Source organism: Haemophilus sp. SZY H35, from assembly GCF_018829705.1.
In the GTDB taxonomy this organism is placed as follows: domain Bacteria; phylum Pseudomonadota; class Gammaproteobacteria; order Enterobacterales; family Pasteurellaceae; genus Haemophilus; species Haemophilus haemolyticus_K.
Window position 1 is genome coordinate 191,761 of the sequence record NZ_JAHKJZ010000002.1, and the last position, 18,586, is coordinate 210,346.

Sequence of the window (18,586 nt, forward strand, 5' to 3'; positions counted from 1 at the left end):
TTTGTGTATTAAATCAAAATCTCTTTGCGTTTTTGTGATCTAAGTTGGCTACACATAAAAAAAGCCCTGTATAAACAGGGCTTGAATCATCTATTCTTACTTAGAAAGTATATTTTACTGTTGCGTAATAAGCTCGACCAGGTTCGTTATAAGTGTGGGCATTGTAATTTTTACTGCTTGATGAACGATAAATGCGTTTATCAAATAAGTTACTTACGCCAACACGAATACTGATTGTATCTTTCCAATTATAACCCGCACTTAATCCCCAAACAGCATAACTACCAATATCGTCTGAGTCAGCTAGCTGATTAACGTACTTGTCGTTACCATTTTCCATACGGTTTTCCGGATTTTTACGGGATTTTTGTTTACCGTATTGCGTATAAGTCAACATTGCATCCAAGCTATCTGTAATTTGATAACTTAAGCTTGAATTCAAGGTATATTTTGGCACGATAGAAAGAGGATTACCTGTATCTTTATTTTTGGTTTTATGCATATAAGTGAAGTTATTCACCCAGTTTAATTTATCTTGGATTAATGGTAATGTCAGATTACCTTCAAAGCCTTCAATCACTGCTCGGTTTGCATTACCCCATTTATACACATAGTTACCTAAGTTGGTTAAACCGATAAATTCACCATCAGACACGATCTTGTTACGGTAGTCATTACGGAAGTAAGCCATAGAAACAAGAAGTCCATCTTTATTATATTCAATACCAATTTCTTTATTCCAGCTGGTTTCCGGCTTAATGTCGCTATTACCTTGGAAATAACAGGTTTTCTTATTCGGTACATTCGTTGGACAACCTTGACCTAAAGTAAACAACAAGTAATTTGGGTTAGTTTGATAAAGGTTAGGTGCTTTATAAGCTCTTGCAATCCCACCTTTGATTTTCCAATCATCATTGAGACTTTGTAAGAAGTTTAAACCACCACTTACATTAGAACCTGAATAAGTATTATAATCATAACGTAAAGATGGCGTTAAAATCGTAGATTGGGTTGCTGAAATATTATCTTCAACAAATACTGCCCATTCTGTTTGACTGCTATGACCACCTCGTACATTTGAGATACCACTTGGTAAACGTTCTTTCAAATCATAAACCACTTTATTACCTACGCGTCGTCCGCCGAGTAACTGCGTCATAGAAGCATCATCATCTAAACTGCTGTGCACACCTTCAAAACCAACTGTTAGCATATGATCTACGCCCAAGGTAAATGGGATATAAAATTCAGAACTAAAACGCGTATTTTTAAGAATAGAATCGCTAAAAGCTGATGTGCTCGAATAACTGCCCTCTGGACCACCCGCTAAATATTCTGGTAAACGGCTGTTTTTAGTTTTATCAAAAGTAATATAAGTTCTATTGTCGAAATGATCGAATTTACCATCATAGGTTAAAGCATAATTCTGACGATATAAACGAGCGGTTTCAGCTTTGCTTCCTGCCAACGTTTTTGTTTCAGGATAGTTTTTATTATTGTAAAGCCCTGCTGAGCTATTTTGTGTATCACCGTTATAAATATTGCCTTGGCGACTGAAACCAGAATCCAAGGTTAATTTATTTTTCTCATTGATATTCCACACTAAACGGCCATTAATATCTTTATTACGAACACCTTCACGACCAGCAATCGCAGGATCACCATTAATACCGACTTCATCCGCTTGAGTTTTATTCCAGTTACCATATAAACGGAATTGCAATATATCTTTAATTAATGCCCCGCTTAAATTAAAACCAACACGATTCGTTGCGCCTTCGTCGCTATCTTCCGGCTGGTTAGTGTAATAGCTTAAGCTACCGTGTAAATCATTGGTAACAGGTTTAGTGATGATATTAACTACCCCACCCATTGCACCTGAGCCATAGCGTGCTGCTGAAGGACCACGTAATACTTCAATTTTTTCAATCGCCTCAACCGGCACCCAGTTGCTGTCACCACGAGAATTACGCTCACCACGTACACCATAACGTTCTGCATTACGAGAGGTGACTGGTTTTCCGTCCACTAGAATCAATGTATTTTCAGGCCCCATACCACGAATATCAATTTGACGTTTATTACCACGTTGTCCAGTAGAAGAGTTACCCGTTAAATTCACACCAGGCATGGTACGTAATACTTCAGAAATATCATTTGTCGCTGGGCGTTTCTCTAAATCTTTTGCAGTAACAAGAGAAGAACCAAGTGATTGTTTTACCTGATTCTCAGCAGTAATTTTAATTTCATCTAAAGATTCGGTCTGATTTGCATAGCTAACAGTTGCAATAAAAACAGATAAAGGCAGTAATGCAAATTTAGTTTTTTTCATATTATTTCCTTAAGCAGATAATTGATAAAAATTATCGTTTTTTTTTGTATTTTCTGTCAAGTAATAAATTTCATAGAAAAAATGAAAATTTTTGTCATGCTATTTCGCTGATACTATCTTGCAATCCAAATAAATCTGCGTATTATCTACCGCCTCATCTGAACATCTCGGGTTCCCTCACCCCGATTCTTAGTTTAAAAAGGTATAAAATGAAATTAAATATACCAATCTTTAATGCACAACAAAAATATCGAGCCGTTATTTGGCTGAGTTTTTTTCATATTCTGATCATTGCAGCCAGCAATTATTTTGTGCAAGTTCCTTTCGAAATAACGTTAAAATTAACCGCACTTGGTGCAGCTAATGATTTTTCTTTTCATAGCACCTGGGGAACCCTCACTTTTCCTTTTATATTTTTAGCAACAGATCTCACAGTGCGCGTATTTGGTGCAAAAGATGCGCGGAAAATTATTTTCGTTGTTATGTTTCCGGCATTAATTGTCAGTTATGTTGTCTCTGTTTTATTTTCCGAAAGCCAATTCCAAGGCTTTAACGCATTAACCCAATTTAATATATTTGTATTTCGCATCGCAATTGCCAGCTTTGCCGCTTATGTTGTTGGACAATTATTAGATGTCATCGTATTCAACCGTTTACGCCAATTAAAAACATGGTGGATAGCACCAACTAGCTCAATGACATTTGGCTCCATGGCTGATACGTTCGTCTTCTTCAGCGTTGCATTCTATGAAAGTGTCGATCCATTTATGGCTGAACACTGGGCTCAACTTGGTTTTGTCGATTATTTATTTAAGCTATTTGTCGGTATTATGCTATTTGTGCCAGCTTATGGCATTGTGCTAAATATAATTTTACGAAAACTGCAAAAACTTACCGCTGCGCACCTTTAATATAGCAATATGCACATAATTTTTTATAACAACAAAAAGGAACAATAATGACACAACATTCTCTTTCTCTTCGAGAAAAAATTGAACAAAGCCCGATGAGCGGTTATCAATGGTTAATTGTCGTGATGGCTGCCATTATGAACTTATTAGATGGCTTTGATGTCCTCGCACTTGCCTTTACTGCAACTGCCATTCGTGGCGAATTTAGTCTATCTGGCATAGAGTTAGGTTATTTATTAAGTGCGGGGTTATTTGGCATGACGGCGGGATCACTTTTCCTTGCTCCACTAGCAGATAAAATCGGTCGCCGCCCATTACTTTTAATTGCGGTATTTTTATCAGCTGTTGGTATGTTAGGATCGGCATTTATTGCCCAATATGAAATGCTCGGTTTCTGGCGAGTCATTACAGGCCTTGGTGTAGGTGGAATTTTAGTTGGAACCAATGTGATTACCAGTGAATATTCATCAAAAAAATGGCGTAGTTTTGCCATTAGTGTATACGCTGCGGGTTTTGGTATTGGTGCCGTATTGGGTGGAATGTTTTCCGTTATGCTACAAAGTGAGTATGGCTGGCGTTCCGTCTTTTTGGCAGGGGCGATTTTAACCGCCTTATGCTTTCTTATTTTGCTTATTTGGTTACCTGAATCAATTGATTTCTTAACGAACAAGCAGCCTAGAAATGCAGAAATACGCTTAAATATGATAGCCAAAAAAATTGGTTTAGGTGAAGGATGGGTATTACCATCTAAAATAGAAAAAACAAAAACTAAATTACCTATTACTCAGTTATTCAGCGAAAAATACTTGCGTTCAACCTTATTAATTTGGACTTCGTTCTTTGCCATTATGTTCAGCTTCTATTTTGTCAGCTCATGGACACCCGCCCTACTAAAAGAGGCTGGAATGACCACCGAACAAAGTGTTAGTGTGGGCATGATGATCTCACTAGGCGGAACCTGTGGCGCATTAATTTATGGCTTACTTGCAAGTCGTTGGACGGCCCGTTCTGTATTAATTTTATTTACCCTATTATCTTCTGCATCGGTGATGTTATTCATTGGTTCAGCCTCTATTTTATGGTTAGCAATGGTATTCGGCATTCTTGTTGGTGCATTAATGAATGGATGTATTAGCGGATTATATACATTAAATCCGCTCACCTATGATGCTGATATTCGTGGTACTGGTGTAGGTTGGTCGATCGGTGTTGGGCGTATTGGCGCAATTTTAGCCCCTACTGTTGCAGGTAAACTTTTAGATAGTGGTTGGGAAAAACAAAATTTATATATTGGTGTTGGATTTGTCCTCTTAATTTCCACTATTGCCCTCTTCTTTTTAAAACGTCGCCATTAATCAAATCTCCCGCTCACTTGAGCGGGTTTTCTTTGATATAACAGTCTTTACCAATACAGACTATCCTTTCAAAACATTCTCTTTTTCGCTACAATACGCCACTATTTTTTACATCATCAAATAAAAATGTCAGAAATAAAACTTATTGTTGGTTTAGGAAATCCTGGCGATAAATATACCGATACACGCCACAATGCGGGCGAATGGCTTATTGAACGCTTGGCACGTCGTTTTAACGTTTTGCTAAATCCAGAAAGTAAATTCTTCGGAAAAACTGCCCGCACTTTAGTGAATGGAAAAGAAGTGCGCCTTTTAGTACCGACAACTTTTATGAATTTAAGTGGTAAAGCGGTTGGGGCATTGGCAAGTTTTTACCGTATTAAACCTGAAGAAATTTTAGTGATTCATGATGAATTAGATTTACCGCCAGGCACAGCAAAACTCAAACAAGGTGGCGGGCACGGTGGACACAACGGCTTAAAAGATATTGTGGCTCAACTAGGCAATAACAATAATTTCTACCGTTTACGTATTGGCATTGGGCATCCAGGCCATCGTGATTTAGTGGCAGGTTACGTCTTAAATAAACCCTCACCGGCAGATCGCGATGCACTTGAAAAAGTGCTAGATGAAGCGACTGATTGTGTAGAAATGATTTTCAAAGATGGAGTGGTCAAAGCGACCAACCGTTTAAACAGTTTTAAAATTTAAAAGTGCGGTTAGTTTTACAACCGTTTTACTCAAAATAAGGAAAAATTATGGGATTCAAATGTGGTATTGTGGGATTGCCAAATGTGGGCAAATCTACTCTTTTTAACGCGCTCACTAAAGCTGGTATTGAAGCCGCAAACTATCCATTCTGTACTATCGAGCCAAATACTGGTGTCGTACCAATGCCAGATCCGCGTTTAGATGCATTGGCAGAAATCGTTAAACCTGAACGTGTATTACCCACCACGATGGAATTCGTGGACATCGCAGGCTTAGTTGCGGGAGCAAGTAAAGGTGAAGGCTTAGGTAACAAATTCCTCGCTAATATTCGTGAAACCGATGCGATTGGTCACGTCGTTCGTTGCTTTGAAAATGACGATATCGTGCATGTTGCGGGGAAAATTGACCCACAAGATGACATTGATACCATAAATACCGAATTAGCCTTAGCAGACTTAGACAGCTGCGAACGCGCGATCCAACGTTTACAAAAACGTACCAAAGGTGGCGACAAAGAGGCTAAATTTGAACTTTCCGTTATGGAAAAAATCCTTCCTGTACTTGAAAATGCGGGAATGATTCGCTCTGTTGGGTTAGATAAAGAAGAATTGCAAGCAATCAAGAGTTACAACTTCTTAACTTTAAAACCAACAATGTATATCGCAAACGTAAATGAAGATGGTTTTGAAAATAATCCATACTTAGATCGCGTTCGTGAAATTGCTGCAAAAGAAGGTGCAGTTGTTGTTCCAGTATGTGCGGCGATTGAATCTGAAATTGCGGAACTTGATGATGAAGAAAAAGTCGAATTTTTACAAGATTTAGGCATTGAAGAACCGGGATTGAACCGCGTAATTCGTGCGGGTTACGCACTTTTAAATCTTCAAACTTATTTTACTGCTGGCGTAAAAGAAGTACGAGCTTGGACAGTTTCAGTTGGAGCAACCGCACCAAAAGCAGCAGCAGTAATCCACACCGACTTTGAAAAAGGCTTTATCCGAGCAGAAGTTATCGCTTATGAAGACTTTATCCAATTCAACGGTGAAAATGGTGCAAAAGAAGCGGGTAAATGGCGTTTAGAAGGCAAAGATTACATCGTACAAGATGGCGATGTAATGCACTTCCGTTTTAACGTGTAAGCCGTTAATATCACTCTATTAAAAATTTATATGGTCGATAAACAAAATTATCGACCATTTTATTTAATTCTAATACCTTTTAATACTAGCCTGTAAAGCTAGATAACCATCCCAAATTTATACCAACTTGAGCAATTATATTTAATAATCCAAACAAAATAATAAAACCAATCATCATACCTCCCCCATAGACTTTATAATCTGCCATTGGAAATTTTTTACGACTTGCACGAACCAATAAGGCAGGCACAATAGCAGCCCAAATTGTTGCAGCAAGCCCAGCATAACCAATCGCAATCACAAATCCATAGGGAAATTGGAGGCTTAACAACAAAGGCGGAATAAATGTCACTATTGTTGTTTTTGTTCGTCCGAGAAAGCTATCATCAAACTTTAATAAATCAGCAATATAATCAAATAACCCTAATGTTACCCCTAAAAATGAACTTGCAATCGCCATATAAGCAAAAAAATTCAGAATAATCGCGATATAATCAGTTTCAATATATTTATGTAACGCTTCCAGTAAAGCAGATACATCACCGCCTTTTTCTATTACTGGTGCAAATTCTGTACGCGGTAAATTACCTTGAATCGCTAATTGCCATAAAATATAAATAACGAGCGCTAAACTGGTTCCAATAAAAATCGCTCTCATTACTCGCTGAGCATCTCGATTATAATATTTCACTAAGCTTGGTACATTGCCATGAAATCCAAAAGAGACTAAACACACAGGAAGTGCGGTCAATATATAAGGTAAATATTGCTGTTCACCAGAGCTTACGGTATTCAATAACACCTCTGTTTTTACCGAACTAAGCAATCCCGTCGTTGAAAGAAAAAAAGCAACAACCATTCCCGCAATTAAAACCGTCGTAAATCGATCTACGGCTTTTGTAGAAAACCAAACGAATACAGCCAAAACAACACAAAAAATTAAGGAACCTGAAGTACGCCCAATTTCTACCGCACTTTCTGGTGATCTCAAAAATTGATTTAATAAACTTTGCGTAATACCACCACCAGAAGTTATATAGGCATAAGTTAAAATATAAAGAACAAAAGCAACCGATAAGCCATTTATAAGATTCCATCCCTTGCCTAGCAAATCTTTCACAATCGTATCAAAGCTTGCGCCCGTCGGATAATGCAAGTTAGCCTCTAGAATCATTAATCCTGACGTAGTCATACAAAACCAGGTATAAATCAAAGCTAAAATGGAACCAATAAACCATACACCAGCTGTTGAAGTTGGATTGGCTAACATACCTGCACCAATTGCTGTTCCGGCAATAATCATCGCTCCACCAAGCAAAGAAGGATGTTTTTTTTGTGTCATAATCTTTTCTCAAAATAAAAATTCGCACTATTATAGTAGTGCAATGATAAAACGCAATATTTTATCTCTCGTAAAATGGTTACAATATCCCTATAATCAATCTATATTGTTTACTAGATATTTTTATAAGATTATTCAATATGCTTAAAGACTATAAAAAGCCGTTTTTTATCCTTCTCAACTCTTTTGTTCTTGCTGCTTGCGTAAGTTCAGCTGAAGTTAACCAACAATCAGAACACAACTACACTCAAGAAATTAATAAAATGAAAGTAAGAGGTAAAATAGACTATAGCTCCACAACAGCAAAACGTATTCACTCAATCTTTGAAAAAATGGTGCCTTATGCGGATCGTGAAAATCACACTAATCTGCCTTTCAAATGGCAAATAAATGTTATTAAATCGGATCAACTCAATGCATGGGCAATGCCTGGTGGAAAAATGGCATTCTATACAGGATTAGTGGATCGTTTAAAACTTACTAATGATGAAATCGCGACTGTTATGGGACATGAAATGGCACATGCATTAAAAGAACATGGTAAATCTCAAACAAATTTTGGAATAGTCACCAATATTGCTGCACAGCTTACTCATGTAGCTCTTTCAACAACCATTGGAGAAGAGGCTAGCGGATTGGCTGTCGGATTAGTAAAAGATTACGCTTTAGATAAACCTTATTCACGTAGTGCAGAAACAGAAGCAGATGAAGTTGGATTAATGTTAATGGCTAAATCAGGTTTTAATCCTCAGGCTGCGCCAGGGCTATGGGATAAAATGAAAACGGCATCTGACCATACAGGTGGTGTATTGGCAGCACTGTCATCAACGCATCCTACTGATGAGTCTCGACAAGAAAATTTGAGACGTTTATTGCCGAAAGCGATTGAACTTTATAAAAGTTCTAAGTAGATAGAATAGACTAATCAAATTCTATTATTAACCCTGAAATATAAAAAAACAGGCACAATATGCGCCTGCTCAAGATAAAATAAAAGATTATTCTAAACGTTTTGCTACTTCTAACCAATCAGCTTTAAACTCACGTTGCATATTGTTAATAGCATCAATGATATCATGATGAACAAGTCGTTCATTTTGAATTCCCACGCAATAACCACCTTTGCCTTGAAGTAACAAATCAACGGCATATGCGCCCATACGAGATGCAAGTATTCTATCAAATGCACAAGGTGAACCACCACGCTGAATGTGACCTAATACGGTTGCACGAGTTTCATGCCCTACACGCGCTTCGATTTCTTTCGCAAGAGAATGCACATCAGTTAATAGTTCTGTAATCGCAATAATTGCGTGACGTTTACCACGGATAATACTACGTTCTATTTGTTGAATAAGTTCTTCTCGATTAAATTCAACTTCTGACGCCACAATATATTCACATCCGCCCGCAATCCCCGCAGAAATTGTTAAGTCACTACAATGGCGTCCCATAATCTCTACAATTGAAATACGTTGATGAGAACTTGATGTATCACGTAAGCGGTCGATAGCATCAACAGCTGTTTGCAAAGCAGTTTGATAACCAATTGTATAATCAGTACCCGCTACATCATTATCAATCGTACCAGGCAAACCAACACAAGGAAAACCATGCTCTTCTGTTAATAATTTTGCCCCCATATAAGATCCATCACCACCAATAACAACTAATGCATCAATATCATGAGAACGCAAAATTTCCGCACATTTTGCTCTTACAGTAGAATCTTTAAATTCAGGAAAACGGGCGGAACCTAAAAACGTACCGCCTCGATTAATAATATCAGAAACACTATAACGGTTTAGTTGTTTAATTTTATTATTAAATAAACCTTGATAACCATCATATATTCCAAACACTTCCAAGCCTTCGGCAAGTGCTGAACGAACAACCCCTCTGATTGCTGCATTCATACCTGGCGCATCGCCTCCACTTGTTAATACTGCAATTTTTTTAATCATAATTTTCTACTTCTAATCTCAATTGAAAATGCTGTTAAGATTACACCATTTGAGGTATCTACTCTAGTGAAATCTTACAAGATTTTGATTATGTGTAACACTTATATTAATGCTTACAATCCCATAACCATTCTAGATCTTGCAAATGCTTAATCTCTTTTTCGACAATATATTTTTGGATATATTTACGTACTTTTTCATCAGAAAAACGAGCTGAAAGATAAGGTTGTTGTACTTTTTGAGCATATTGAAACTGCACAAAACCACACTGAGGCAAATCACGGCCCCTCATCATATTTACCTGCCAAGAGGGATTTTCTTTTGTTGGTGAATACACAACATACCCCTCTAGTTCAGTCGCATTAGGAGATTTGTCAGGAACAATATCAAAATGAAAATGCTTTACCCCCGTATTGCGATAAATACGCTCACGTAACGCAATACGCGATGTTATTGAACGCGGAGGATGATTACGATCAAAAAGCACTTCTATTTGTGACTGCCAATTTTCTAAGGTATCTGGCTTCGCAACATAAACATATCGAGCTATCGTATCTAAATCTTGACTACCCGCAAGTACATAATTTTTTCCATTATGCTCAATTTGGGTAGGAATATTAAGTTGTGTTAATTTAGTTGCACAGCCTGAAAGTAAAAGTGCGGTCAATATGATAAAAATTTTATTCATTGATATCTCGCTTAAATACAAATTCGGTTTCAGTTGATGATGTTGAATCAAACCAATAACCACCTAAATCAAATTCTTTTAATTGTTCAATTTCGGTTAAACGATTTTGAATAAGATAACGGCACATTAAGCCTCGAGCTTTTTTAGCATAAAAGCTAATTACTTTGTATTTGCCATTTTTATTGTCTAAGAAAACAGGCTTAATAATTTGGGCATTAAGATGGTTTTCTTTAACCGATTTATAATATTCATCTGAGGCTAAATTTATCAGAATATTATCACCTTGTTCATCAATAGCTTGTTGAACCGCTTGGGTAATCACATTTCCCCAAAAGGCGTACAGATCTTTTCCTTTTGGATTGACTAATTTTGTGCCCATTTCTAATCGGTAAGGTTGCATTAAATCAAGCGGTTTTAAAAGTCCATAAAGGCCAGAAAGCATACGTAAATGGGATTGTGCAAAGGCAACATCATCCTCAGAAAGTGAATCAGCATCTAAACCAGTATAAACATCTCCTTTAAATGCAAATAATGCAGCACGGGAATTGTTTTCATTGTGAATTTTTGTCCATTCAGCAAAGCGTGCAACATTTAGACCGGCTAACTTATCGCTGATAGACATAAGTGATGAAAGATCTTGCGGAGAAAGTTTACGACAAACTTCAATAAGCTGTTCGCTGTAATCAGTAAAGTGCGGTTGAGAAACAGAAAAATTTTTTACCGCACTTTCAAAATCAAGAGTTTTAGCGGGAGAAATAATAGCTAACATAGTCATCCTTTTATCAGAGATAATCCTCGGTATTTTAGCATAAGTTAATAGTCTGAGGCAGACAATGATTTGGTCTTTTTTGAAACTATCACAAACACCAAGGTTCATTTTATAACCAACTCTACAACATAAAAAAATAAATGCTAGTCAAGCTAATAAAATTGGGCTAGTATAATCCCATAAGAATTACCTGGGGTGTTCGTCAGTGGGCTATGTCCCTGAGCCGATACTTTAAATCTTATAAATTGGTTTCCTATCGTTGGTGTGTAGGCTTAACCTTTGACTCGTTCATTGGGCTAAGAAACCTGAAAACGGTATCAACTGATTTCCTTGAACCGTCGGGTTCAAGGACTACTGCCCGCAGCGGCACTCTGGGTCCTATCTTCTCCTTTCATTTCTATGAATATTCAAAAACGCCAGCAAATCCGCTCTGAAATTCGAAAAATACGAGCAAATTTAACCGCACTTCAACAGCAACAAGCTGAACAATCAGTGACTCAACAGGCGTTAAATCTTATCGATCAACGACAAGCCAAAAATATTGCATTATATTTTTCTTTTGATGGTGAAATTTCGACAAAAACCTTAATACAATCCCTTTGGATACAAAACAAAAATGTGTATTTGCCTGTTTTACATCCTTTTACTCAACATCATTTATTGTTTTTACACTATTTACCTAATACGCCAATGAAACAAAATCAGTTTGGTATTTGGGAGCCGAAGCTGAATGTTCAAAATGTTTTACCATTAAATGAACTGGATATTTTATTCACGCCATTAGTGGCTTTTGATAAACAGGGAAATCGCCTTGGCATGGGCGGTGGGTTTTATGATCGCACGTTACAGAATTGGCAAGATAAATCTTTTATTCCAGTAGGTTTAGCACATCAATGTCAGCAAGTAGAAAATCTTCCCACTGAGCATTGGGATGTCCCACTATTCGATATTTTGGTGGGTTGAAACCTATCATCAAATTTTTATTGATAGATAAAATCAAAAATATTTCAATTTTTCTCTTGAAATCCCTTTAAACGATCTTACTTAATTTAGGCAAACGGCGAAAGCCAAAACCAAATTGAGGAAAGTGTATGAACATTGAAAAATTTACAACAAAGTTCCAAGAAGCTTTAAGCGAAGCACAATCACTTGCTATCGGAAAAGATAATCAATTTATTGAACCCGTGCATTTATTGACCGCACTTTTAAATCAACAGGGCGGCTCAATTGCACCAATTTTAACTGCAAGTGGCGTAAATGTAACTTTATTGCGTAATGAGTTAAAGACTGAACTAAATAAATTGCCGCAAGTGATTGGCAATGGCGGTGATGTACAACTTTCACGCCAGCTCATTAATTTACTCAATCTATGCGATAAATTTGCACAACAAAACCAAGATAAATTTATTTCAAGCGAATTATTTTTGCTTGCAGCTTTAGAAGAACGAGGAGCGCTCAGCGATATTTTGAAAAAGTGCGGTGCGAAAAAAGAACAAATTTCGCAAGCCATCCAGCAAATTAGAGGGGGACAAAACGTGAATGATCAAAATGCAGAAGAAAGCAGACAAGCATTAGAAAAATATACGATTGATTTAACTGCTCGTGCAGAAAGTGGCAAGCTTGATCCTGTGATTGGGCGTGATGAAGAAATCCGTCGAGCGATTCAAGTATTACAACGTCGTACCAAAAACAACCCTGTGTTAATTGGTGAACCGGGTGTAGGTAAAACCGCTATCGTGGAAGGTTTGGCACAACGCATTGTAAATGGTGAAGTTCCAGAAGGTTTGAAAAATAAACGCGTACTTTCATTAGATATGGGGGCGTTGATTGCTGGTGCGAAATATCGTGGTGAATTTGAAGAGCGTTTAAAAGCGGTTCTCAATGAACTTTCGAAAGAAGAAGGTCGCGTTATCCTCTTTATTGATGAAATTCATACTATGGTCGGCGCGGGTAAAACCGATGGTGCGATGGATGCGGGTAACTTATTAAAACCAAGTTTAGCGCGTGGTGAATTACATTGTGTGGGTGCAACAACGTTAGACGAATATCGTCAATATATCGAAAAAGATGCCGCACTTGAGCGTCGTTTCCAAAAAGTCTTTGTGGACGAACCAAGTGTAGAAGATACTATTGCGATCTTACGTGGTTTGAAAGAACGTTATGAAATTCACCACCATGTAGATATTACTGACCCTGCGATTGTCGCTGCAGCAACGCTTTCACACCGTTATATTTCTGATCGTCAGTTACCTGATAAAGCCATTGATTTGATCGATGAAGCGGCGTCTAGCATTCGTATGGAAATAGATTCTAAACCTGAACCGCTTGATCGTCTTGAACGTCGTATTATCCAACTAAAATTGGAACAACAGGCGTTACAAAAAGAAGAAGACGAAGCAAGTCGCAAACGTTTAGAAATGTTAGAGAAAGAATTGACCGAAAAAGAACGTGAATATGCTGAACTTGAAGAAGTGTGGAAATCTGAAAAAGCAACGCTTTCTGGCTCTCAACATATTAAACAAGAATTAGATACTGCAAAAACCGAACTAGAACAAGCTCGTCGTGCGGGTGATTTAGCTAAAATGTCTGAGTTGCAATATGGCCGCATCCCTGCTCTTGAAAAGCAACTCGAGCAAGCTGAAACCAGTGAAGGAAAAGAAATGACGCTTTTACGCTATCGCGTCACGGATGAAGAAATCGCAGAAGTGCTTTCTAAAGCTACAGGCATTCCAGTATCAAAAATGATGGAAGGCGAGAAAGAAAAACTCTTGCGTATGGAAGATGAACTACATAAACGAGTGATTGGCCAAGAAGAAGCAGTTGATGCCGTCGCAAACGCGATTCGTCGTAGTCGTGCTGGTCTTTCCGATCCTAACCGCCCAATTGGTTCTTTCTTGTTCCTCGGTCCGACAGGTGTAGGTAAAACAGAGCTTTGCAAAACTTTGGCTAAATTCTTGTTTGATAGTGAAGATGCCATGGTGCGCATTGATATGTCTGAGTTTATGGAAAAACACAGTGTCTCTCGCTTAGTCGGGGCACCTCCAGGTTATGTTGGTTATGAAGAAGGTGGTTATTTAACTGAAGCTGTTCGCCGTCGTCCGTATTCAGTGATCTTGTTAGATGAAGTAGAAAAAGCCCATACGGATGTATTCAATATCTTGTTACAAGTATTGGATGATGGCCGTTTAACTGATGGGCAAGGTCGTACCGTGGACTTCCGTAATACCGTGGTGATCATGACCTCTAACTTAGGTTCTGATTTAATCCAAGGTAACAAAGAGGAAAGCTATAGCGAAATGAAGTCCTTAGTGATGTCGGTTGTTAGCCAACATTTCCGTCCGGAATTTATCAACCGTATTGATGAGACAGTGGTATTCCATCCGCTTGGTAAAGAGAATATTCGTGCGATTGCAAATATTCAATTAGAGCGCTTAGCAAAACGTATGGAAACTCGCGGCTATGAATTGGTGTTTACTGACGCTTTATTAGATTTCATTGGTGAAGTGGGTTACGACCCAATTTATGGTGCACGTCCATTGAAACGTGCAATTCAACAAGAAATTGAAAATGGTTTAGCTCAGGAAATATTATCAGGTCACTTATTGCCAGGACAAGTCATTGTTGATTATATAGATAACAAAGTCCAAACAAGACAATAACCAATTAAAAGAAGCCATTTAGTTAATACTAAATGGCTTTATCATAAGTACAACCAAATTTCGATTTATTTTAATATAAACATCGGCGTATCACTGATTGGATCACGGTGAATAATGACGTCCAAATCAAACACTTCTTTTAACAAATCCTCTGTCATCACTTCATCCGGGGCTCCCTGTGCCATTACAGCACCTCTTTTCATCACAATTAAATAATCGCAATAACGACAAGCTTGATTAAGATCATGCAATACAGTAATCACTGTTTTTCCATTCTGCTGCATTTGTCGCATCATGCCCATGAGTTCAGCTTGGCGGTTTAAATCCAGATAAGTGGTAGGCTCATCGAGTAGCACTAATTCAGCATCTTGCGCAAGAGTCATGGCTAAGAAGACGCGTTGTTGCTGACCACCAGATAAATCAGAAACCAACTGTTCGGCAAGTTCGGCAGTTTGTGTTTGATCCATCGCCCAAGTGACCAATTCTTCATCTTTTTGGCTGAGTTTGCCCCAGAGATTTAAGTAAGGCGAACGCCCGTAGGCGATCAATTCTCGCACTTTAATCCCTTCTAGTACCAGGTGTTGCTGCGGGAGAAAAGCCAATTCTTGGGCATATTCTTTAGGGCTTTTTTGCCAAATATCCTGACCTTTATGGGTGATTGAACCTTGCTTCGGTTTGAGCAAGCGAGCCACCGCTTTTAATGTGGTGGACTTACAGCAACCATTTGGGCCGATTAATGCAATCACTTTATTTTTCGGGAATTTTAGCGACAGATTTTTAACCACGAGTTTATCTTGATAACCCAAAGATAAATTATTGATTTCAATGCTCATTATTTAGTTCTCATCAATAAGTAGAAGAAATATGGCGCACCGATAATTGCAGTCAGAATACCCGCTGGGAGTTCAGTTGGTGGGTCAATTACCCGCGCCAAAATATCCGAAAGTTGTAATAAGAGGGCGCCAATAATCAAGGCTGCCGGTAATAGGGTGCGATGCCTGCCACCGACTAAACGGCGAGCAAGATGCGGAGCAACTAAGCCTAAAAAGGCAATCGGACCACAAATTGCCACGGCTGTAGTAGAAAGGGCTACCGCTAGCACTAAAACGCTAATTTGCACTTTATTTACGGTCACCCCCAAGGTGGAAGCTTTGTTTTCACCTAAACCAAGGGTATCGAGATCGCGACAGAAAATAAATGGCAAGGGTAGCAACACTACTAACCATGGTAATACCACATTTAAATAAGACCAGCTGCGCCCCCACAGGCTTCCTGTGAGCCATAACATTGCCGTATTGATCTCGACTGGATTAGTAAGCATCAGATAATGACTAATGGCTGCCCATAACGCGGATAGTGCGACCCCAATAATTGCCATTTTGATAGGGCGGAAGTTAAAACCGCACACGACCCATAAAATGACAAAAGAGAGTACACCGCCTAAAAAGGCAAAAATTGGCATCCAGTAAAATGCTAAGTTTGGCAAGAACATCAATACCGAAACGGCAACCAACCCTGCCGCATTGTTAATCCCTAAAATATCGGGAGAGGCAAGTGGATTGCGCACCACACTTTGTACTAATACACCAGAAATTGCTAAGGCTCCGCCTAATAAAATGGCTAACACAGCACGGGGGAGGCGATATTCCATCAAGGTAAAATAGTTTTTATCATCAGGCTGAAAGGCCACCCAAATTTCCTCAAAGGAAAGCGTATAAGTGCCAAGGCGAATACTCAATCCAAAGAGTAGTACCATCAGACTGAGCGTGACGACATAAAAGCCGATAACACGAAAAGATACATGAGAGGTTCGCATTAGTGTCTTCCTCTGGCAAATAATACAAAAACTGGGGCACCGATTAAGGCAAGCACCGCACCGGCAGGCACTTCACTAGGGAAGTTGACCGCGCGGGCAATGGTATCTGCAGCGAGCATTAAAATTGCGCCGAGTAGCATCGCCATGGGGAGCGATTTTCGCAAGTCATAACCAATCCAATAGCGGGCAAGATGGGGCACTAGTAAGCCAATAAAGGCCACGGGGCCGGCAACACTTACGCTTGAACCTACAATCAATAACGCCATGATGTTAGCATACCAACGTAAACGGAAGAGATTGATGCCTAGTGAACGAGCGGATTCATCGCTTAAATTGAGTAAATTTAAACGGCTGGCAAAAAACAGGCAGAAAAGTGCGGTCAAAATAAAGAACGGAAATAATGTCAATAATTCATTCCAACGGGCATGTGCAATGCCACCAGCTAGCCAGCTCATAATACCGAAGGCATGATCTTCCGCGATAATCAGCACCAATTTCGTGAGCGCGGCACAAAGTAGTGATACGGCAATCCCCGCTAAAATCACCCGGCTACGATCCCCGCTGTTGTCTTTCCATCCGTTGCTGATCAGCATCACCACAAGCCAACTCAGACCGCCACCGATACTAGCCACTAAAGCAATGCTATAACCAGAAAGAATTAAGGGGCTAAACGCACTGGCGGTCACCATGGAAAGACTGGCTCCTGAGTTCACGCTGAGTAATGTAGGGGAGGCTAGTGGATTGCGCGTAATGGTTTGTAACAACGCACCTGCCACCGCAAGATTGGCACCTAAAATCATGCCAACTAATGCGCGCGGTAAGCGTAAATCGGTTACCGTAATTTTGGCAATTTCATCGCCATCGGGGAGGAGCGCTTGTAAAGCTGCAAGCGGTCGAATTTCGATGGGATAATACAAAAACAGGCTTCCCCATAATAGTAAAGCCAGAATGATAAGGGGAAGTCCCCAACGGAAAGTGGACTTCATCATTATTTTTGTTTCACGAAACCTTCAATTTGTTTTGCCATAATTTTGCTCGCTTCTAAGCCACGACCGCGAGCCCACATGTCGGCATCAACGCTGTAAACATGGTTTGCTTTTACGGCAGGAATGGCTTTCCAAAGTGGCTCAGCTTCCCATTTTCGCGCAATACTTTCATCACGGTAATGAGCAATAAAGAGATATTCCGGTTTTTCTATTACTAATTGTTCAAGGTTAATTTCTACTAACGATTTATTTCCATCAAGTTTAGTTGGGGCAAATCCAAGAGCAGTTAAGAAACTACCGACATAACCATTTGAACTTTGAATATTAAATTTATCTTCTCGTGATGTACCGAATGATGCTTTCTTATCCTTTACTCCCAAATGTTTCGCAATATTCGCAATATAATCATTGTGTTCGGTAATTTTTGCTTTCATTTCAGCACTTTTACCCACTAAATCACCAATTTTTTGCGCAGTTTCAAGATTTTCTTGATAACTTTCATGACGAGAATCGAACATCACTGTTGGCGCAATTTTTTTCAATTCTTCAAACACCGCTGTGTGACGGGAAGGATCAGCAATAATTAAATCTGGTTTGAGAGAAGCAATCACTTCAAGACTCGGTTGAGAACGCGTACCAACGGATTGCCATGCAGCAATTTTTTCGCGTACTTGCGGCAAAATACGCTCAACTTTATTATCGTCAGCCACTCCCACAGGACTTACCCCCACTTGTGCTAGGGCATCTACGAAAGAATACTCTAATGCCACCACTCTGGTTGGGGTTTTATCAAGGGTAAACTCACCATTAGCATCTTTTACCGTTACTGCACCGGCGAAAGTAGATGCCATTAACAATACAGAAGTGAGAGTTGTTTTTAATAATTTTTTCATGACATGTCCTCCAGTAATAAA

General features: G+C 38.9%; 16 protein-coding genes and 1 other RNA gene. 8 read left to right on the forward strand and 9 right to left on the reverse strand.

From position 1 onward, the window contains the following. Positions 1-100 precede the first annotated feature (100 nt). On the reverse strand, positions 101-2,332 hold the full coding sequence (locus KP710_RS04525) for a FepA family TonB-dependent siderophore receptor (RefSeq protein WP_215770957.1): 2,232 nt from the start codon (positions 2,330-2,332) through the stop codon (positions 101-103). Positions 2,333-2,541: 209 nt separating this feature from the next. Between KP710_RS04525 and KP710_RS04530 the strand changes: the two genes are divergently transcribed. The 4 genes from KP710_RS04530 to ychF all read left to right on the forward strand — a co-directional run bounded on the left by KP710_RS04530 (position 2,542) and on the right by ychF (position 6,448). Continuing rightward, positions 2,542-3,243, forward strand: a complete 702-nt coding sequence (locus tag KP710_RS04530; RefSeq protein WP_215770958.1) for a 7-cyano-7-deazaguanine/7-aminomethyl-7-deazaguanine transporter — start codon at positions 2,542-2,544, stop codon at positions 3,241-3,243. Between the two features lie 47 nt (positions 3,244-3,290). After that, a complete protein-coding gene (locus KP710_RS04535) occupies positions 3,291-4,598 on the forward strand; it encodes an MFS transporter (protein ID WP_111407592.1) in 1,308 nt (435 codons plus the stop codon). Between the two features lie 126 nt (positions 4,599-4,724). Further along, positions 4,725-5,309, forward strand: a complete 585-nt coding sequence (pth, locus tag KP710_RS04540; RefSeq protein WP_106014032.1) for an aminoacyl-tRNA hydrolase — start codon at positions 4,725-4,727, stop codon at positions 5,307-5,309. Between the two features lie 47 nt (positions 5,310-5,356). Then, positions 5,357-6,448, forward strand: a complete 1,092-nt coding sequence (ychF, locus tag KP710_RS04545; RefSeq protein ID WP_215770959.1) for a redox-regulated ATPase YchF — start codon at positions 5,357-5,359, stop codon at positions 6,446-6,448. An 85-nt stretch (positions 6,449-6,533) separates the two neighbouring features. On the opposite strand, the gene mtr is transcribed toward ychF, so the two are convergent. Further along, positions 6,534-7,790: a tryptophan permease gene (mtr, locus tag KP710_RS04550; RefSeq protein WP_106014031.1), complete on the reverse strand. Its 1,257-nt coding sequence runs from the start codon at positions 7,788-7,790 to the stop codon at positions 6,534-6,536. 140 nt (positions 7,791-7,930) lie between these two features. On the opposite strand from mtr, the gene KP710_RS04555 reads away from it, so the two are divergent. Continuing rightward, the gene (locus KP710_RS04555; RefSeq protein ID WP_048953917.1) at positions 7,931-8,701 is read left to right on the forward strand and encodes a M48 family metallopeptidase; all 771 of its coding nucleotides are present in this window, start codon (positions 7,931-7,933) and stop codon (positions 8,699-8,701) included. An 87-nt stretch (positions 8,702-8,788) separates the two neighbouring features. On the opposite strand, the gene pfkA is transcribed toward KP710_RS04555, so the two are convergent. The 3 genes from pfkA to yaaA form a co-directional block, all read right to left on the reverse strand. After that, a complete protein-coding gene (pfkA, locus tag KP710_RS04560) occupies positions 8,789-9,754 on the reverse strand; it encodes a 6-phosphofructokinase (RefSeq protein ID WP_048953918.1) in 966 nt (321 codons plus the stop codon). A 106-nt stretch (positions 9,755-9,860) separates the two neighbouring features. Beyond that, positions 9,861-10,442, reverse strand: coding sequence for an HI_0983 family protein (locus KP710_RS04565; protein ID WP_048953919.1), 582 nt, complete (start codon positions 10,440-10,442; stop codon positions 9,861-9,863). Then, positions 10,435-11,211: a peroxide stress protein YaaA gene (gene yaaA / locus KP710_RS04570; RefSeq protein WP_048953920.1), complete on the reverse strand. Its 777-nt coding sequence runs from the start codon at positions 11,209-11,211 to the stop codon at positions 10,435-10,437. Before yaaA ends, KP710_RS04565 begins: the two co-directional genes overlap by 8 nt. Positions 11,212-11,395: 184 nt before the next feature. Between yaaA and ssrS the strand changes: the two genes are divergently transcribed. The 3 genes from ssrS (at position 11,396) to clpB (ending at position 14,870) form a co-directional block, all read left to right on the forward strand. Next, positions 11,396-11,593: non-coding RNA, 6S RNA (ssrS, locus tag KP710_RS04575), on the forward strand. 17 nt (positions 11,594-11,610) lie between these two features. After that, entirely contained in the window at positions 11,611-12,174 is a 564-nt protein-coding gene (locus tag KP710_RS04580; protein ID WP_106014030.1) for a 5-formyltetrahydrofolate cyclo-ligase, read from the forward strand. 128 nt (positions 12,175-12,302) lie between these two features. Then, positions 12,303-14,870, forward strand: a complete 2,568-nt coding sequence (gene clpB / locus KP710_RS04585; RefSeq protein WP_048953922.1) for an ATP-dependent chaperone ClpB — start codon at positions 12,303-12,305, stop codon at positions 14,868-14,870. A 65-nt stretch (positions 14,871-14,935) separates the two neighbouring features. Here the strand turns inward: clpB and fecE are convergent, their stop codons facing one another. From fecE to KP710_RS04605, 4 genes are read right to left on the reverse strand one after another with little or no spacing between them, the layout of a single operon-like run. Continuing rightward, positions 14,936-15,703: a Fe(3+) dicitrate ABC transporter ATP-binding protein FecE gene (gene fecE, locus KP710_RS04590; RefSeq protein WP_215770960.1), complete on the reverse strand. Its 768-nt coding sequence runs from the start codon at positions 15,701-15,703 to the stop codon at positions 14,936-14,938. Further along, positions 15,703-16,686 carry a Fe(3+) dicitrate ABC transporter permease subunit FecD gene (gene fecD / locus KP710_RS04595; RefSeq protein WP_106014028.1) on the reverse strand — a complete coding sequence of 328 codons (984 nt, stop codon included), beginning with the start codon at positions 16,684-16,686 and terminating at the stop codon, positions 15,703-15,705. Before fecD ends, fecE begins: the two co-directional genes overlap by 1 nt. Further along, positions 16,686-17,675, reverse strand: coding sequence for an iron-dicitrate ABC transporter permease FecC (gene fecC, locus KP710_RS04600; RefSeq protein ID WP_065265328.1), 990 nt, complete (start codon positions 17,673-17,675; stop codon positions 16,686-16,688). The genes fecD and fecC overlap by 1 nt, the downstream gene beginning before the upstream one ends. After that, positions 17,675-18,565 carry a Fe(3+) dicitrate ABC transporter substrate-binding protein gene (locus KP710_RS04605; RefSeq protein WP_106014026.1) on the reverse strand — a complete coding sequence of 297 codons (891 nt, stop codon included), beginning with the start codon at positions 18,563-18,565 and terminating at the stop codon, positions 17,675-17,677. The genes fecC and KP710_RS04605 overlap by 1 nt, the downstream gene beginning before the upstream one ends. Between the last annotated feature and the right edge of the window lie 21 nt (positions 18,566-18,586).

Excerpts from the sequence above, each read along its gene's own strand:
- KP710_RS04525 (WP_215770957.1), bottom strand. The coding sequence starts at position 2,332 with ATGAAAAAAACTAAATTTGCATTACTGCCTTTATCTGTTTTTATTGCA.
- KP710_RS04530 (WP_215770958.1), top strand. The coding sequence starts at position 2,542 with ATGAAATTAAATATACCAATCTTTAATGCACAACAAAAATATCGAGCC.
- KP710_RS04535 (WP_111407592.1), top strand. The coding sequence starts at position 3,291 with ATGACACAACATTCTCTTTCTCTTCGAGAAAAAATTGAACAAAGCCCG.
- pth (WP_106014032.1), top strand. The coding sequence starts at position 4,725 with ATGTCAGAAATAAAACTTATTGTTGGTTTAGGAAATCCTGGCGATAAA.
- ychF (WP_215770959.1), top strand. The coding sequence starts at position 5,357 with ATGGGATTCAAATGTGGTATTGTGGGATTGCCAAATGTGGGCAAATCT.
- mtr (WP_106014031.1), bottom strand. The coding sequence starts at position 7,790 with ATGACACAAAAAAAACATCCTTCTTTGCTTGGTGGAGCGATGATTATT.
- KP710_RS04555 (WP_048953917.1), top strand. The coding sequence starts at position 7,931 with ATGCTTAAAGACTATAAAAAGCCGTTTTTTATCCTTCTCAACTCTTTT.
- pfkA (WP_048953918.1), bottom strand. The coding sequence starts at position 9,754 with ATGATTAAAAAAATTGCAGTATTAACAAGTGGAGGCGATGCGCCAGGT.
- KP710_RS04565 (WP_048953919.1), bottom strand. The coding sequence starts at position 10,442 with ATGAATAAAATTTTTATCATATTGACCGCACTTTTACTTTCAGGCTGT.
- yaaA (WP_048953920.1), bottom strand. The coding sequence starts at position 11,211 with ATGTTAGCTATTATTTCTCCCGCTAAAACTCTTGATTTTGAAAGTGCG.
- KP710_RS04580 (WP_106014030.1), top strand. The coding sequence starts at position 11,611 with ATGAATATTCAAAAACGCCAGCAAATCCGCTCTGAAATTCGAAAAATA.
- clpB (WP_048953922.1), top strand. The coding sequence starts at position 12,303 with ATGAACATTGAAAAATTTACAACAAAGTTCCAAGAAGCTTTAAGCGAA.
- fecE (WP_215770960.1), bottom strand. The coding sequence starts at position 15,703 with ATGAGCATTGAAATCAATAATTTATCTTTGGGTTATCAAGATAAACTC.
- fecD (WP_106014028.1), bottom strand. The coding sequence starts at position 16,686 with ATGCGAACCTCTCATGTATCTTTTCGTGTTATCGGCTTTTATGTCGTC.
- fecC (WP_065265328.1), bottom strand. The coding sequence starts at position 17,675 with ATGATGAAGTCCACTTTCCGTTGGGGACTTCCCCTTATCATTCTGGCT.
- KP710_RS04605 (WP_106014026.1), bottom strand. The coding sequence starts at position 18,565 with ATGAAAAAATTATTAAAAACAACTCTCACTTCTGTATTGTTAATGGCA.